Consider the following 15,518-nt stretch of genomic DNA (forward strand, 5'->3'; position numbering starts at 1 on the left):
GGCGTCCCGGCCCAGGGCAGCCGCACCTCGACGCATGCAGGTGTCCGCACCCTGTCGGGCGCTCCGGGCCCCGGCCTACCGTCGTCGTCATGAAGCGCATTCGTGATCGTTTGGGTGAGCTGCGCTGGCTCGCGGAGGGCGCCGCCGTCGCCCTGCCGGCCCCGGTGCTCCTGGCGCTGTTCGCGGCGTCGGTGCCGGCAAGCCTGGCCGCCGGCCTCGGGGTCGCCCTGTTCGCGGTCGCGGTGTGGGGGTCCCGCGCGGTGGCCGGTGTCCAACGGCGCCGGGTCGCTGTCGCGTCGCCGTACCGGCCGCTGACCGGCGGACCGGTCGGACGGCTGCGCACGGTGGTCCGCGACCCCGCCACGTGGCGTGACCTGCTGTGGCTGCCGGGCCAGTTCGTGGTCGGCCTCGCCGGCCTGATCGTGCCGGTCACGCTGTGGCTCGGTGCCGTGCAGTGCATGACGGCACCGGCGCTGAAGGCGCTGCTGCCCGAGCCGACCGGCTTCGACCCGGCGGTGCTCGAATGGACCGGCCGGTCCGGGCCACTGACCTGGATCCTGGTGCCCGTAGGGCTCGGCGTGGCCGTCGTCGCATACCATCTGCAACGCCACCTGATCAGGGCGCAGACATGGCTGGCGGCGGCGCTGCTGCGGCCGACGGCCGCGGCCCGCCTCGCGGCACGGGTCGACACGCTGAGCACCACCCGCGCCGCGGCGGTCGACGCGTCCGCCGCCGAGCTGCGCCGCATCGAACGCGACCTGCACGACGGCGCACAGGCGCGGCTGGTCGTCCTCGCCATGCACCTCGGGGTCGCGGAGGACGTCATCGACGACGACCCCGCGGTGGCGAAGGCGCTGCTGACCGAGGCGCGGACCGGCGCCGGTGCCGCCCTGGCCGAGCTGCGCGGCCTGGTCCGCGGCATCCACCCGCCGGTGCTCGCCGACCGCGGCCTGGCCGCCGCCGTGCACGCGCTCGTGCTGGGCAGCGCGATGACCGTCGAGCTCGACCTGCGGCTGGAGCGGAGGCTGGCCGCGCCCGTCGAGGCGGCCGCGTACTTCGCCACGGCCGAGGCGCTCAGCAACGCCATCAGGCACAGCGGGGCGAAGCGGGTCCGTATCGCGCTCGTCGACGCCGGCGACACGGTCCGCATCACGGTGCACGACGACGGTCGCGGCGGCGCCGACCCGTCCCACGGCACCGGCCTGCTCGGCATCCAGCGGCGGTTGTCCGCGTTCGACGGCAGCCTCCGCGTCGTCAGCCCGGCCGGTGGACCGACGCTGCTGGAGATGGAGCTGCCGTGCGCGTCCTGATCGTCGAGGACCAGGTGCTGCTCCGCGACGGCCTGACCAGGATGCTGACCGCGTACGGCTTCGACGTTACCGTCACGGCGGCCGACGGCGGCGGGCTCGCCGAGCGGCTCGTCGAGGCCCGGCCGGACGTCGCCGTCGTCGATGTGCGGCTGCCGCCGACCTTCACCGACGAGGGTCTGCGCGCCGCCGTCGCCGCCCGGCGCGCGGTGCCCGGCCTGCCGGTGCTCGTGCTGTCGCAGTACGTCGAACGCCTCTATGCGAGGGATCTCCTCGCCGACCGGGCCGGCGCCGTCGGCTACCTGCTCAAGGACCGGATCGGCGAGGTGCGCGAGTTCGTCGACGCCGTGCGGCGGGTCGCGGCCGGCGGCACGGTCATGGACCCGGAGGTCGTCGCGCAGCTGATCCACCGGCCTGACACGCTCGACAACCTCACCGCGCGGGAGGGTGAGGTGCTGCGGCTCATGGCCGAGGGGCACTCCAACGCGGCGATCGCCGGGCGCCTCGTCATCGCCGAGAAGTCCGTCAACAACCTCATCAACTCGCTCTTCGCGAAGCTCGGCCTGCCGCCGTCAGGCGACCACCATCGCCGTGTCCTCGCCGTCCTGTCGTACCTCGATCACCGGTAGTGGTTCAGCGCCCGCAGGAACTCCAGGTCGGTGCGGCCGGTCCAGATGGCGACCCGCGGATAGGGGCGCTCCGAGCGGGCCTGCGGGTCGGCGCCCGCGGCGAGCAGCCCACGCACCAGGGCGGGGGAGCCGAAATCGACGGCCGCGTGCAGGGGCGTCTCGCCGTCGTCGTCGCGGGCGTGCACGTCGAGGCCGGCGTCCAGCAGCCGCACGAGGAGGTCCGCCTCGAAGAGCCGCGGCAGCAGGTGCAGCAGGGTGCGGCCCCGCTCGTCGCGGACGTGCGGATCGATCCCGGCGTCCAGGGCGGCGGTCACCGCCGGGCCGTCGCCGTGCTGGACGAGCAGCATCAGCTCGCGGCGCAGGCCCCGCATCTGGGCCGGCATCCGCACCGTGTGGTCCCGCCAGCCGTCGACCGCGGCGACACAACCGCGCAGCGGCGCGCCGAAGGCCCTGATCGCGCGCTCCCGCTGGATCTCGGCGGGCGCGTCCTGGATGTGGATGGCCCCGTCGCGCAGGAGCACCTCGTGGATCCGCTCGCCGCAGTGGACCCTCACCCGGTCCCGCACGTTCACCGGTTTCGCTTCGGGTGTGGTACTGGCGGGGAACAGCGTGCCGTGAACCAGCGGATGCAGCTCGTCCGGGCCGGCGTCGCCACGGATCAGGGCGGTGAGCTCCTCCGGCCGGCGGGCCAGCGCGTGCGGCATCCTCGGCACCCGGTCCAGTTCGAGGCCGAACTCGGCGATCTCGGCCCGCCGCCTGGCGTCGTCGACCTTGCCGTACGGCACACCCACCACCAGCCTGGCCCGCGGCCGCGGCGTGTCGAGCCGGTCCAGCACGATGCAGCGCCCGCGCACGTCGATCCGCACGAGCCCGGCCCGCTCGTCGACGTGCAGCGGCATCGGCTCGGCCCGCGGCCCCGGCACCTGGACCGTGATCCTGGTCCCGCCGGTCCATCTGGTCTCGTCCACCATCCGCTCCACCGGCGCGGCGCGGCGCAGGTCCCCGATGTGCGCGACGACGCGCCGGGCGGCGCCGGCGAGGGCCGTGTGGACCGGCCGCAGCCAGGCGAGCGACCGCTCGACGACGTCGTGCCTTTCCCGTTCGCCGCCATCGGTGAACGCCGCCGGGTCTATCCGCTCCCGGCTCCAGCCCGGGTCGAACAGCAGCACCTCGAGGTCGAACCCGGCCTCCGCCCACGACTCGGCGTGCCTTCCGTCCTCGTCCAGCCGGACGGCCCGCTCGGTCCGTGTCTCCGCGCCTTCCTTGCGCGTGCCGTCGGCTTCGAAGAACGGCAGCCGGTCGGTGCCGCCGCAGCGGGTCAGGAGCTCGTTCGTACACCTGGAATCCCAGCGATCGCGGACCAGCAGCAGCGAGTCGTCGCGCTTGCCCGTCGCACTGACGCCGAGGCGCTCGAACCGCAGGGCGATCCGCTGCGGCCGGTCGAGGCGGTCCGGTGGCCGGACGACCAGCGCGTGCGCGTCGGGGAACAGCGCCAGCGGCAGCCGCAGTCCCGTGCGCAGCAAACCGTCCGCGGGGCGCCGCGGCACGTACCACCGCAGCAGGTCAGGCACGAGGTGGCGCAGGTCGTCCTCGAGCTCGTCGGCGGTCGCCGAGCCGTGCAGGCGGGCGATGCCGCGCAGGTCGAGCTCGACGTCGACGCGGGCGGCCGCGCAGGCGCCGCGCCAGTCGCCGGCCTCGCGCCGCGCGGTGGCCAGCTCGATCATCCACCCCGGCACCCGCACCGCGCCCCCATGTCGTCGAGGGCAGTGCCGACCGGATTCGAACCGGCGTCCTTCCCGCTTATGAGGCGGACGCGACAACCTCTGCGCTACGGCCCTGCCGCGGCCGAGTGTATCGGCGCCGGTCCGGTTTCGGAGCGGCGCTTGATGGAGCGGCGCTTGATGGAGCGGCGCTTGATGGAGCGGCGCTTGATTACGTGGTGCTTGATTACGTGCGCCGGACCAGGTGTCGGCCGAGCGCGGTCAGCTCGATCGTGGTGCCGGATTCCGGCCACATCGCCCACACGGTGGTGCCCCACGCGGCGGCCTCGGCCTCGCGCGCCGGGTCGGACGTGCAGCCGGCGACGGTGACGGCGCCGTGGCGGGCGAGGGTGGCGAGGATGTTGCGGACCGAGGTGGCGGCGAGCCCGGCGAACAGCCGCGGATCCCCGACCGGCAGACGCCCGGCCTGCTCGCGCAGCAGCCGGTCGATGAGCCCGTCCAGCTCGGCGGGACCGTCCTGCTCACTCAGCAGGTCGAGGAACAGCGGCGTCCAAGGGTCGAGCCAGTCGCGGATCTGCTCGGCCCCCTTCTCCGAGTGCAGCGGCGTGACGGGATGGATGAGCATGTCGGCGAGGCCCATCCACAGGTCGAGGGCCTCCCGCTCCGGCGCCGTGCCGGCCAGGACCTCGCGGACCAGGCCGGCGCCCGGCCCGGCGGTCACCCTGGTCCGGTGCAGCCTGATCACGTCGAACTCGACCGCCGCCAGCCACAGCGCCGTCAGCACCGGGTCGGTCCCGTCCCTGAGGCCGAGCGCGCTTCGCAGCCCTTGCCGGTCGGCCTTGCGGACCTCGCCGCGGTCGTCGCGCGGCCTGCCCTCCACGCCGACCCAGCCGGCCAGCGCGGCCAGGTCCCGCAGCAGGGCGCTCTGCCCTACCTGGGCACTTTCGTCCCCCGCGGTGATCCGCGCCGGCTCCTCCGGCGGTGCGGGTGCTTTGCTGGGCTTGCCGGTCATGGCCGCGGGGAACTTCGCGCTGAGCCGGTCCAGCTCCTTGACCAACGCGGCCGGCCGGGCACTGCCCGGATGCATCTGGTCCGTGACGTCGAGGAACCTGATGAACCCGCGGACGTCGTCGAGCCCGTGCTCGGCCAGCCCGGGCTCAACCTCCTCCCGCGCCGCGACCTGCCGCATGAACAGCTGGTTGATGTCCCCGCTGCGCCACAGCGTCGGATCGGCCCGCCCTCGCAACAACCCGCCGACCCGCGCCTTTTCGGCGTCGTCCACTCCCGCCCAGGCCGCGAAGTCGTCCACGAGCCGCTGCCGCAACCGGTTCGCCATCCGCCGACCCTATCCAAGCGGCCCTCCGTCAGGTGACGAGGCTGCTGAAGAAGTCCCCGAACCCCTTGCCGACCGCACCGATCAGCCCCAGAAGCCCTTTGGCGACGTTCGCCGCGGGCTGCGGCCGGAAGGCTATGAAATAGATGATGAACGCCCAGGCGGCGTAGGTCAGCGTCTTCTTCAGCGTCATCGGTTGCCCCGTGCAGTTTGTCGTCCGGTCATGTACCGGCCGGCCGACTACCCCTGAGCCACCGCCCTAACCGCCTTCCCGCCCATCGGCCTGCTGGATCTCGCCGAGGTACGCCAACTCCGGCGTCCCGGTGACGACTCGCACCGCATATCCCCACCTGCGGAGGGCCTGCCGCATCTTGGCCGCCCCTGGCGGGTTCGCGGAATGAATGAGAACGACGCCGACGTCGAACGGCGCTCCCTCGAACGCCGCCTCTTCCAGCACCTCAACCACAGGCCAGATCGCGTCCTCACCGCCGAGGTCATGATCCAGCCACAACGCTTCGATCCGGCCACCCCGAAGCCGCCGCAACGCCTCGACCCCCGCCGCACTGCTCCGCGCCACCTCGGCGACCCGCCCATCGGCGAACGACCGCAAATCATCGACCAGAATGACGGTGCCCACCTGCCGCACCCTAACCCTCCGGGGTCCAGGGACCGAGCAGCCAGGCGGCAGACCTCCCGGTCGGCGTGGCAACGTGACCGCCGAGCGGGCGATCTCCCAACGGCACCGGAGTCGCAGCGACCGCTGACCGAGCCACCAGGTGCCCCCTACGGACAATGCCCTGCCGGTTTGCTGAGGATCGGGAGCCCGGACCGTCGACGACACGACGAGCCGGGCGTTGCGAAGACGGACCAGCCTGGTCGCGGACAGCCTTCACCTGGGGCGCGAACAGCCTTCACCTGGGCGCGAACAACGGTGATGTGGGCGCGGCAGCTGGAGCGGAGGTCCAGGGGCCGGACAAGTCAGGTGGCGATGCTGGCAGGGCGGCGGACCGCGCGATCGCCGGTGCGGGTCCGGGTGGCGGGCGGGTCGGCGTGGCAGCACGGCGCGTCGAGACAGCGTCGGCCGCGGCTCGGCGCACCCAGTGGAGGCTGCGGTGATCGCCGACCGGGCCTCGGGGCGGGCTGTGGCCGGAGGGGCCGCGACAGTCGGAGTCGGAGTTGCTGTGGTTGTCGGCTGGGCTTCCGGCCGGGTTGTGGTTGGAGGGGTTGCGACCGTCGGTTGAGTCGGAGTCGTGGTTGCCGTGGTTGTCGGCTGGGCCTCGGGGCGGGCTGTGGTCGGAGGGGCTGTGACCGTCGGTTGAGTCGGAGTCGTGGTCGCAGTGATCGCCGACCGGACCTCGGGACGGGTTGCGGTCGGAAGGGCTGTGACCGTCGGTTGAGCCGGAGTGGTCGCTGTGGCTGTCGGCCGAGTCTCCCGGCGGCTCGCAGAGGGGGTGCCGGGCGACATCGTGCCCGGCGACGGTCGCGGTGCCGCTGTCGAGGCGGACGAGGGTGGTCTTGCCGGCGCCGTTGGGGCCGAGGAGCCAGGCGGGCCGGTTGGTCGAGGCGTAGGAGGCTGGGCTGTCGTCGACAAGAGCCGGGCGTTGCGGAGCCGGGTCAGCTTCGCGGCGTGACGGGCGGCCAGGCCGTGCGCGCGGGCCGCGGCGAACTCCGACCGCACCCGCGACCGCTCCTCCCTCCGGCGCTCGAACGCGACAGTCTGCGCGGCCAGGCGGGACTTCCAATCGACCGGGCCGACAGGCTCAGTCGAGGCCGAATCTGGTGCTGACAAAGAGAAGTAAGGTCGTGGCACGACTGCCGCCTCCCCCCGGTAGGCGCTGCCTCCATTCTCAAGGTCGCACACCACCACGTCCAGCGCCGTGACGGGCGGTCACGGCCGGCGGACGGAGTGTTCGATCAGGGAGACCGTGGTGCGGGGGTCTTCGACCTGGATGACCAGGCGGGCGTACTGCGCGTCGGCGAGCTCCACGACGATCGCCTTTGCCGGGTCGCGGACGTCCCAGAAGACCTTCTCGCCGGCGAGGTGGAAGGTGCCGGCGGTGATGACGTTGGGGATGTGTGCGCCGGGGGCGCGGATGCCCTTCGGCTGGTGGATCATGCCGGGGTCGGCGGTCGCGCCGCGGACCTTGTCCAGGGGGATGGTCAGGCGGCTCTTGAGGGCCCAGAGCTTGTCCATGCCTTCGATTTCCACGACGAGGGTGTCGCCGTCGATGGTGACGGTTGCCATGGTTGCTACTCCTTGAGGTTGATGCGGGCCCGCAGGCGCAGGCCCAGCAGTGCGGTGGCGGCGTCCGGGCCGAGGGCGGCGTCCAGCGAAGCGAGCGCGTCGCCGATCAGCGAAGCCACCTCCGGGTCGAACGGGGCCTGCTCGACGGCGGCCAGCAGCAGCAGGTCGAGCGCCGCCGGGTCGGGGAAGGGGGAAGCGCCGGAAGTCAGCAGCGGTGCGAGGTCGTGGTCGAGATACCAGCGCAGCGCGGTCAGATACAGGCCGCGTTTGCTGCCGAACGTCTTGTACAGGCTGTTGCGGTGCACGCCGAGGCCGTTGACCAGGTCGTCCACGGACAGCCCGTCATAGGCCCGCCGGGAGAACAGCGCCACGGCCGCCCGGGTCACCGCCTGCTCGTCGAAGCCTCTCGGTCGTCCCATACGGCAACGGTACGAGTAAAGGAACGAACAGTCAAGAACGAACGTTCCTGAACGGGAAGGGGTCATAATGCGGGGCATGGTGACGTTCCGAGACGCGAACCCCGATGACGTGCCGGCCCTGGTCAGCCTGGTGCAGGCCGCCTATCGCGGGGACAGCAGCCGTGAAGGGTGGACGACCGAGGCGGACCTGCTGGAGGGCCAGCGCGCCGACCCGGACATGGTCACGGCGGCGATCGGGACGACAATCGTGGCGGAGCAGGACGGCGGCGTCGTCGGGTGCTGCCAGCTGGAGCGCCGCGACGGGTATGCCTACTTCGGCATGTTCGCCGTCGACCCGAAACTGCAGGGCAACAGCATCGGCCGCAAGGTCCTCGAGGAAGCCGAGCGCAAGGCGCGGGACGAGTGGGGCGCCGGCGAGCTGCGGATGACCGTGATCGTCCAGCGGGAGGACCTCATCGCCTGGTACGAGCGGCGCGGCTTCAAACGCACCGGCGAGCTGTCACCGTTCCCGTACGGCGACGAGCGCTTCGGCAAGCCACTCCGCGACGACCTGGCGTTCGAAACGCTGATCAAGCAGCTGGGCTAGTGCCGAGATAGGCCGAGGCCACGAGTGTCGTCCACTGGTAGACCGCGTCCTCGTTCGGCGACAGGGGGCCGGGAATGAAATGGGGCGAGGACAGGCCGCGCTGCACGGACTCGCACGCGGCCCAGTCCTGCCGGTTCGTCAGGTCCCAGAAGTCGACCGCGTACGCCGTCTCCGAGAACCCCTCGGGGAAGAACCAGCTGCACTCGATCGACGTCAGGCCGGGCTCCAGCGGCGTCAGCCGGTGCGTCATCACGTAGTCCGGATGCGCGGACACCAGCAGGTTGGGGAACAGCCCCACGTACAACACCGTCCGGCGCGGTGCGTCGGGGATGAAATGTCCGGGTCCGCTGCCGTCGAACGACATCGTCGTCGCGTGCGGCCGCAGATCCATCGAGCCGCCGACCCACGCCCCGGGCAAGGACCAGTTGTCGCCGGACGTCGGCGGCGAGACCTTGCACAGCTCCGGGTGGATCAGCGGGCAGTGGTAGCACTCGTGGTAGTTGTCGATCATGACTTTCCAGTTGGCGGCCACCCGATACTCATGGCGCGCACCCAATTGGAGGCTGCCCATCTGGTACGGCCGGAGCAGACGGTCCAGGTCGCCGACGAACGCGGAAAAGGGCTGGGCGGGGACCCCTGCGTTGACGAACAGCCATCCCTCCCAGACTGTGGCAGGCAGCTCGATGAGGCCGAGCTCGCCGGGATCGAGCGGACCCATCCCGGGCGCCGTGGCCAGTGCGCCGTCGAGGCGGAACGCCCAGCCGTGATAGGGGCACACCGCCGACGGCCGCCCGTTCGAAGCGCCGTCGGGCAGCAGCTCGTGCGCCCGGTGCCGGCACACGTTCGCGAAAGCGCGGACGGCATCGCCGCTGAACGTCAGCAGGACCCCGACATCGCCGACGGTGACGGCCCGCTGCGTGCAGTCCGCGCCCAGCTCGGAGACCCGTCCCACGCACGTCCACGACGCGGCGAACAGGTGCCGCCGCTCCCACGCCAGGACCGCGGGGTCCGTGTACGCGGCGGCGGGCAGCATCCGCGACGACCCGAACGGCAGCAGCGCGGCCTCGACCGCGGCCCGGTCCAGCGGGGCTTCCACGCGGGACATGTCAGACATGCCAACCATGCAAGCCATCATGACGGACCGGACCGCGTTCGACGAGCGGTCACTGGAGTCATGTTCAGACATCGCGTGGGACGCTCGGTGGATCGCCGAATCCGAGCCAGGTGATCCGGTGCCCGAGCCCGTCGTGCACCACCTCGAGCCGTAGCCGCGACACGCCGTAGACGGTGTCCCACAGCGACATCACGCTGACCCGGCGATATCCCTCGTCGGTGCTCATCAGGTCCGGCGGGATCCGGTGCGGCGGCAGCAGCAGGGGCACCGGATAGCCGTCGACCATCTCCCGCAGCCGGTCACCCTGCCAGCCCTGGCCGTCGGTCCGCGCGTCGATCGTCTGGTACCAGCCCCGCACGAGATCCAACACGATCGCCGCGATCTCGAAGCGCACCGACGGCGGCAGGTCCCGCGCGGTCGGCGGTCCCCACGTGACCGGCTTCAGCCCGGCGGGCGGCAGCGCGTCGTGCATCCCGTCGCGGATCTCGGGATTGCCGCCGAGCTCCCGCAGCGGCCCGTTGAGGTGCTGGTCGAGCGCGGCGAGCACCTGCATCGTGCCGAGCGACATGGCCCGCACGGCCGGCGAATGCTGCCGGTTCCAGTCGTTGAGCAGGAACACGAAGAACTCCCGCAGCTTCAGCGGATCGAAGTGCAGCTCGTCGCTCTCGGGCCCGAGGATGCCGCTGGAGCGCTGGATCCGGTCCTCCATGACGCGCACCTGCGCCGCGAACATCCGCGCGGTGCTCCTGCCCGGCTCCCAGAAGGAGACCCCGTCGACGTACCCGAACATGCCCATGCGCATGACCTTGCCACCTCGGTGGAAAAAGGTGCCGGCGAAGGCTCATGGCCGGGCCGGTGGCGCCGATGACATCCCCGTGCGGGCCACGGACGGCCCGTAAGTACGACCCGCATCAAGGAGGAATCACCATGGGTCTTCGTATCAACAACAACATCGCCGCTCAGAACGCCTACCGGAACCTGTCGGTGACGGACAGCCAGATGAGCAAGTCGCTGGAGAGGCTCTCCTCGGGGTACCGGATCAACCGCGCCGCGGACGACGCGGCCGGCCTGTCCATCAGTGAGGGTCTGCGCTCGCAGATCGGCGGCCTGAAGGTCGCGGTGCGCAACGCGCAGGACGGCGTCTCGGTCGTGCAGACCGCTGAGGGTGCGCTCACCGAGACCCACTCGATCCTCCAGCGCATGCGTGACCTGTCCGTGCAGGCGTCGTCCACCGGTTCGCAGGACACCGACGCCCGCACGGCGGCACAGACCGAGTTCACCCAGCTCAACGCCGAGCTGGACCGGATCGCGACCACCACGTCCTTCGGCGGGCAGAAGCTGCTCGACCCTTCGGCGTCCTACACCGGCACCTTCCAGGTCGGCGCCAACACCGCGGCGGCGGACCAGATCGCCGTCAACCTCGGCACCGCCGCCTTCGGCAGCGTCGCGGTGACCGGCTTCGACTCGACCGGCCTCGGCACCGCGGGCCTCGATCTGGTGGCCGGCGCCTCCGCCGCGATCACCGCGATCGACACCGCGATCAAGGGTGTCTCGACCGCTCGGGCGACGCTCGGCGCGTACCAGAACCGCTTCGAGCACACCATCAACAACCTCAACACCACGGTGGAGAACCTGTCCGCGTCCGAGTCGCGCATCCGTGACACGGACATGGCCCAGGAGATGGTCTCCTTCACCAGATCGCAGATCCTGACCCAGGCCGGCACCAGCATGCTGGCCCAGGCCAACCAGGCGCCGCAGAACGTGCTGTCCCTGCTGCGCTAGGCGTGATGGCGGGGCCCGACCTACGTTGGGCCCCGCTCAACGCTTTCTTAAGTTTGTATTCAGTAACGGTGGATTCTGTCGATCTCCGTTGACACGTTCCCCATCGGTAACAAAGGCTGCTGAGAGCGCTCTCACGAAGGAGTCTCTCGGTGCGTCTCAGGACAAAATTGCTCGGTGCGGCCGCCGCGCTCGCCGTGGCGGTGCCCGTGGGCATCGCCGCGATGCCGAACGCGTCGGCGGTCGGGCCCAGCCTGCTGCCCTTCACGGTCACGAACACCACCGGCCGCGGCGACGCGGTCTACCTCTATGTGCTGGGTGTCAACCTGAGCACCGGCCGCCTCGGCTACGCCAACGCGGGTGGCACCTTCACCAACTGGCCGGCCGGCCAGAACCCGCCCTCCCCGGCGCCGGACGTCGCGATCGGCGGACCCGGCAACGGCGGCAGCACCACCATCCAACTGCCGAAGAACATGTCCGGCCGGGTCTACATGTCCCTTGGCCAGAAGCTGAAGTTCTTCCTCACCCCCGACGGGCTCGTCCAGCCGGCGCCGTGGTCCGCCAGCGACCCCAACCACGACATCCTGTTCGACTGGAGCGAGTTCACCTACAACGACGCCGGGCTGTGGCTCAACAGCTCGCAGGTCGACATGTTCGCCGTCCCGCACGAGGTCACCGTGACGGGCAGCAATGGCGTCACGACCCGGACCGGCGCACCCGTCGCCAACGGCCGGCAGAACGTGATCAACCAGGTCAAGGCCCAGTCGGGCTGGGGCAACACGGTCGTCACCCGCTCGGACGGCACGGTCCTCCGCGTTCTCGCTCCCGGCAAAGCCGCCGATGCCGGGCTCTTCAGCGCGACGTACCTCGACCCGTACATCACCAACGCCTGGAACGCGTACACGTCCAAGACGCTGACGGTGGTGCCGTTCACCGACCAGCCGGGCATCAAGTACTTCGGCCGCACCAACGGCAACGTCATGGCCTTCACCAACGGCTCCGGCCAGCAGGTCGCGTCGTTCAACAAGCCCAGCACCAGCAACGTCTGGGGCTGCGACGGCGCGCTCGGCGCACCCAACGACCAGGTCGTCGGGCCGATCGCCCGCACGCTCTGCGCGGCGCTGCACCGCGGCACGCTCGGCACCATCGACACCCAGCCCGGCGGCGGGGCGGCGGACTTCTACAAGAGCTCGCTGACCAACCACTACTCGCGGATCATCCACGCGAACATGGCCGACGGGAAGGCGTACGGGTTCGCGTTCGACGACGTGCAGAACCAGGAGTCCCTGGTGCACTCCGGCGACCCGCGCTCGGCCGGCATCACGCTCAGCCCGTTCGTCGGAGGGTCGAACCCGCCGCCGACCACCACGCCGCCGCCCACCGGAAACGGCAACGTCACCGGCATCGCCAGCAACTGGCACGGCAAGTGCATCGACGTGCCGAACTGGAACTTCAACGACGGCCAGCGCCTGATCGTGTGGAACTGCACCGGCGGCACCAACCAGCGCTGGAACTGGGTCAACGGCACCCTGCGCACCGAGAACAACAAGTGCATGGACGTCGCCTGGGGCTCCACCGCCAACGGCGCGGCCATCCAGATCGCCACCTGCAGCGGCAACCCCGCCCAGCAGTTCGTCCTGTCCGCCGCCGGCGACCTGGTCAACCCCCAGGCCAACAAGTGCGTGGACATCGCCGGCTGGAACCCGAACAACGACGCCGTCCTGCACCTGTGGGAATGCACGGGCGGCGCCAACCAGAAGTGGCACCGCGTCTGACGCGCAGGCCACGCCTGAAGGGCCGGGTCCCCGCCAGGGCCCGGCCCTTCGCGTGCGACCTCAGTCGGTCAGGTCGAGGCGGGCCGGCCGGCTGGTCGTGCTCGCCTGCACCACCCTGGCGACGACGCCGCTCACGGTCGCCGGATCGGTGACGGTGCGTGTGTCATGGGGCACGCTGGGTGCCGTGATCGGGGGGACCGGGCTGCTCGCGGTCGTCGCGGCGCTGGTCGGTGCCCGTCCGGAGAAATAGTGAGACCGGCACCCACGGGGGAAGGTGCCGGTCTACTGCATCCCAGAATAGGCCGCGTTCCGCGCATGCGCCAGTGCCAACCGGAGGACGTTCACCGTGGACGATCGGAGGCGGCCCTGTCGCGATGTCGCCGCGCGTTCATCGGACGTTCAGCGGAGGCGTGACCGACTCCTCCGCGATCGCCCATTTTGATCATCGGACGTTCAGTCAGAGGCCGGAAAACAGGGGCAACACGAAACTCAATTTATGATTAAACTCCCGGTCGGACCCCGTCCCGGCGCCTCGCGGGCAGCGAGAGCAGCATGGCCATCGCGGTGGTCCGTTCTAATCCTTTTCGGGGAGGATCAATTTGTCTCGTGCTTACGTGCGCCGAATCGCAGTCGGCGGCGTAACCCTCGCGACGGTCGCCGCGACCGCCACGGCGGCCAACGCAGCACACACCGGTGAGGTCGGCAAGGTCACCTACAACGTCGGCTCCACGGCCTATGTGGCCAACCAGGACGGCTCCGGCCAGTCGATCCTCGCGTCCGGTGTCGTCGGCAACGGCGCGTGGTCGCCGGACGGCAGCCGCTACGCGTACGCCTCGGCCGACGGCAGCATCCACACGGTCCGCTACGACGGCAGCCGCAACGTCCAGCTCACCAACCCCGCCGCAGGCACCGCGACCGACCCGTCGTGGAGCGCCTACGGCCAGCGCGTGTACTTCAGCCGGAGCGGCCAGCTGTTCTACGCGTCCAGCGACGGCAGCTTCTGGGTCACGCCGCTGGGTGAGAACCCGGGCGGCAGCTACTACGACGTCAACCCATCCGTGTCCGACACCAGCGAAGTCATCTTCGAGCGGTCCGGCGCGGTCTACAAGCACAACCCGGCCAGCCCCGCCAGCCCGACCAAGCTGGTCGACGCGGCCACCAGCCCGGACTTCGCACCGGGCGGCGCCACGTTCGTCTACGTGTCGGCCGGCAACCTGTGGATCGCCGACAACGCCGGCGGCAACAAGACCCAGCTGACCACCGAGGGCGGCGCCACCGACCCGGCGTTCTCCGCCGACGGCGCCAGCGTGGTCTACTCCACCGGCGGCGCGGTGAAGAAGGTCGTCGTCGCCACCAAGCAGGCCTCGACGGTCAAGGCCAGCAGCACCGCCCCCAGTTCGCAGGGTGTGCGGCGCAACGTCGTCCAGCGCGTCTGGGGTGCCGACGGCACCGACACGGCGATCCAGACGTCGCGGTGGAACTACCTCGACCACGGCGACACCAGCACCGACACCGGGCGGATCCCCGCCGACGCGGTCGTGCTGTCCCGCAGCGACACCTACCTCGACGCCCTGGTCGGGTCGGCGCTCGCCATCAACAAGCAGGGGCCGCTGCTGATCACCGCCCGTGGCAACACGGTCGAGCCGCGCGTCCTCGCCGAGATCAAGCGGATCCTGGGCACGTCGGGCGACATCTACCTGCTGGGCGGCACGCTCGCCCTGCCGGTGGGCGTCGAGAACCAGCTCAAGGGCCTCGGCTACACCGTCAAGCGGATCTGGGGCAACACGCACTACGACACCGCTGTCGAGATCAACAAGCAGATCACGTCGGACCCGAAGGTCGCGATCGTCACCACCGGCGCGAACTACTACGACGCCCTCGCCGCCGGTGCGGCCGCGGGCGCCACCGGCGAAACGGTCATCGTCCTCTCCGACGGTGTCAACATGCCGGCCGCGTCGGCGAACTACCTCAACAGCCTCAACCCCTACCCGGAGCAGGGTGGCACGGACATCGTCGCCGCCGGTGGCCCGGGCAACACGGCACTCGGCAACGCGTACTACCGCAACCAGCTGTACAACTGGGGCGACGACTGGCTCTACTACCCGCTGGTCGGCAACAACGAGAAGGACACCGCGGTCCAGCTGGCCGAGTTCTTCTTCGCGGCGCCGGTCAACGTGGCCCTGTCGACCAACCGCGGCTGGCAGGACGCCCTCACCGGCGGTGCGATGATCGGCGGGGCCTACGGTCCGCTGCTGCTCACCGACCCGACCGGCCTCTACGGCCCGGTCGCGGACTACCTGTACGCGGGCTCGGGCTCCATCACCGCCGGCGTCATGCTCGGCGGCTACCTCGCCCTTCCGGACAGCCTCGCCGGGCAGATCGGCAACCCGATCAGCGTGGCGGGTCAGTACGACTTCGTGGACTTCTCGGCCGGGGTGGCCAAGAGCGGGCTGCGCGCGCAGACCGCCACGCCCAAGGCGACGGTCGACGCGAAGACCACCGAGGTGCCCGGCCTGACCACGGTCAAGCCGAAGACCATCAAGTAGTTCCAGCTCACCTGAACAGGCCCCGGCGGATGTCCGCCGGGGCCTGTTTTCCCACGGGGAGGAA

Annotated in this window: 14 protein-coding genes, 1 tRNA gene and 1 pseudogene; 6 read left to right on the forward strand and 10 right to left on the reverse strand. The window is 70.9% G+C overall.

Translation table 11 applies throughout. From position 1 onward, the window contains the following. Window positions 1-89 precede the first annotated feature (89 nt). On the forward strand, window positions 90-1,310 hold the full coding sequence (locus ABZS58_RS15495) for a sensor domain-containing protein (RefSeq protein WP_354781748.1): 1,221 nt from the start codon (window positions 90-92) through the stop codon (window positions 1,308-1,310). Continuing rightward, complete coding sequence (locus tag ABZS58_RS15500; protein WP_354781750.1) at window positions 1,298-1,936, forward strand: response regulator transcription factor; 639 nt, start codon at window positions 1,298-1,300, stop codon at window positions 1,934-1,936. The genes ABZS58_RS15495 and ABZS58_RS15500 overlap by 13 nt, the downstream gene beginning before the upstream one ends. On the opposite strand, the gene ABZS58_RS15505 is transcribed toward ABZS58_RS15500, so the two are convergent. The 8 genes and pseudogenes from ABZS58_RS15505 to ABZS58_RS15540 form a co-directional block, all read right to left on the reverse strand. Beyond that, window positions 1,927-2,907 (reverse strand): ankyrin repeat domain-containing protein, encoded by a 981-nt coding sequence (locus ABZS58_RS15505; protein ID WP_354781870.1) that lies wholly within the window; start codon window positions 2,905-2,907, stop codon window positions 1,927-1,929. The genes ABZS58_RS15500 and ABZS58_RS15505 overlap by 10 nt on opposite strands. Window positions 2,908-3,420: 513 nt before the next feature. Further along, a pseudogene (locus ABZS58_RS15510) lies at window positions 3,421-3,660 on the reverse strand (hypothetical protein); the annotation flags it as partial. A 40-nt stretch (window positions 3,661-3,700) separates the two neighbouring features. Next, a tRNA-Met gene (locus tag ABZS58_RS15515) sits at window positions 3,701-3,774 on the reverse strand. A 109-nt stretch (window positions 3,775-3,883) separates the two neighbouring features. Next, on the reverse strand, window positions 3,884-4,993 hold the full coding sequence (locus tag ABZS58_RS15520) for a hypothetical protein (RefSeq protein ID WP_354781752.1): 1,110 nt from the start codon (window positions 4,991-4,993) through the stop codon (window positions 3,884-3,886). Between the two features lie 28 nt (window positions 4,994-5,021). Beyond that, window positions 5,022-5,183 carry a hypothetical protein gene (locus ABZS58_RS15525; RefSeq protein WP_354781754.1) on the reverse strand — a complete coding sequence of 54 codons (162 nt, stop codon included), beginning with the start codon at window positions 5,181-5,183 and terminating at the stop codon, window positions 5,022-5,024. A 66-nt stretch (window positions 5,184-5,249) separates the two neighbouring features. Continuing rightward, complete coding sequence (locus ABZS58_RS15530; RefSeq protein ID WP_354781756.1) at window positions 5,250-5,627, reverse strand: cyclic-phosphate processing receiver domain-containing protein; 378 nt, start codon at window positions 5,625-5,627, stop codon at window positions 5,250-5,252. A 1,251-nt stretch (window positions 5,628-6,878) separates the two neighbouring features. Continuing rightward, window positions 6,879-7,235, reverse strand: a complete 357-nt coding sequence (locus tag ABZS58_RS15535) for a hypothetical protein (protein ID WP_354781758.1) — start codon at window positions 7,233-7,235, stop codon at window positions 6,879-6,881. Between the two features lie 5 nt (window positions 7,236-7,240). Next, entirely contained in the window at window positions 7,241-7,654 is a 414-nt protein-coding gene (locus tag ABZS58_RS15540; RefSeq protein ID WP_354781760.1) for a helix-turn-helix domain-containing protein, read from the reverse strand. A gap of 76 nt (window positions 7,655-7,730) precedes the next feature. On the opposite strand from ABZS58_RS15540, the gene ABZS58_RS15545 reads away from it, so the two are divergent. Continuing rightward, the gene (locus ABZS58_RS15545) at window positions 7,731-8,240 is read left to right on the forward strand and encodes an N-acetyltransferase (RefSeq protein ID WP_354781762.1); all 510 of its coding nucleotides are present in this window, start codon (window positions 7,731-7,733) and stop codon (window positions 8,238-8,240) included. Here ABZS58_RS15545 and ABZS58_RS15550 read toward each other — a convergent pair. Together ABZS58_RS15550 and ABZS58_RS15555 are read right to left on the reverse strand one after the other, a co-directional pair. Continuing rightward, the gene (locus ABZS58_RS15550; protein ID WP_354781764.1) at window positions 8,224-9,345 is read right to left on the reverse strand and encodes an aromatic ring-hydroxylating dioxygenase subunit alpha; all 1,122 of its coding nucleotides are present in this window, start codon (window positions 9,343-9,345) and stop codon (window positions 8,224-8,226) included. The genes ABZS58_RS15545 and ABZS58_RS15550 overlap by 17 nt on opposite strands. A gap of 73 nt (window positions 9,346-9,418) precedes the next feature. Then, window positions 9,419-10,150 carry a DUF6086 family protein gene (locus ABZS58_RS15555; protein WP_354781766.1) on the reverse strand — a complete coding sequence of 244 codons (732 nt, stop codon included), beginning with the start codon at window positions 10,148-10,150 and terminating at the stop codon, window positions 9,419-9,421. 131 nt (window positions 10,151-10,281) lie between these two features. Between ABZS58_RS15555 and ABZS58_RS15560 the strand changes: the two genes are divergently transcribed. The 3 genes from ABZS58_RS15560 to ABZS58_RS15570 all read left to right on the forward strand — a co-directional run bounded on the left by ABZS58_RS15560 (window position 10,282) and on the right by ABZS58_RS15570 (window position 15,454). Further along, window positions 10,282-11,136 (forward strand): flagellin, encoded by an 855-nt coding sequence (locus ABZS58_RS15560; protein ID WP_354781768.1) that lies wholly within the window; start codon window positions 10,282-10,284, stop codon window positions 11,134-11,136. Window positions 11,137-11,285: 149 nt separating this feature from the next. Further along, window positions 11,286-12,908 carry a beta-1,3-glucanase family protein gene (locus ABZS58_RS15565; protein ID WP_354781770.1) on the forward strand — a complete coding sequence of 541 codons (1,623 nt, stop codon included), beginning with the start codon at window positions 11,286-11,288 and terminating at the stop codon, window positions 12,906-12,908. A gap of 614 nt (window positions 12,909-13,522) precedes the next feature. Continuing rightward, a complete protein-coding gene (locus tag ABZS58_RS15570; RefSeq protein ID WP_354781772.1) occupies window positions 13,523-15,454 on the forward strand; it encodes a cell wall-binding repeat-containing protein in 1,932 nt (643 codons plus the stop codon). Window positions 15,455-15,518 lie beyond the last annotated feature (64 nt).

The organism is Dactylosporangium sp. NPDC005555 (assembly GCF_040605635.1).
GTDB lineage: Bacteria > Actinomycetota > Actinomycetes > Mycobacteriales > Micromonosporaceae > Dactylosporangium.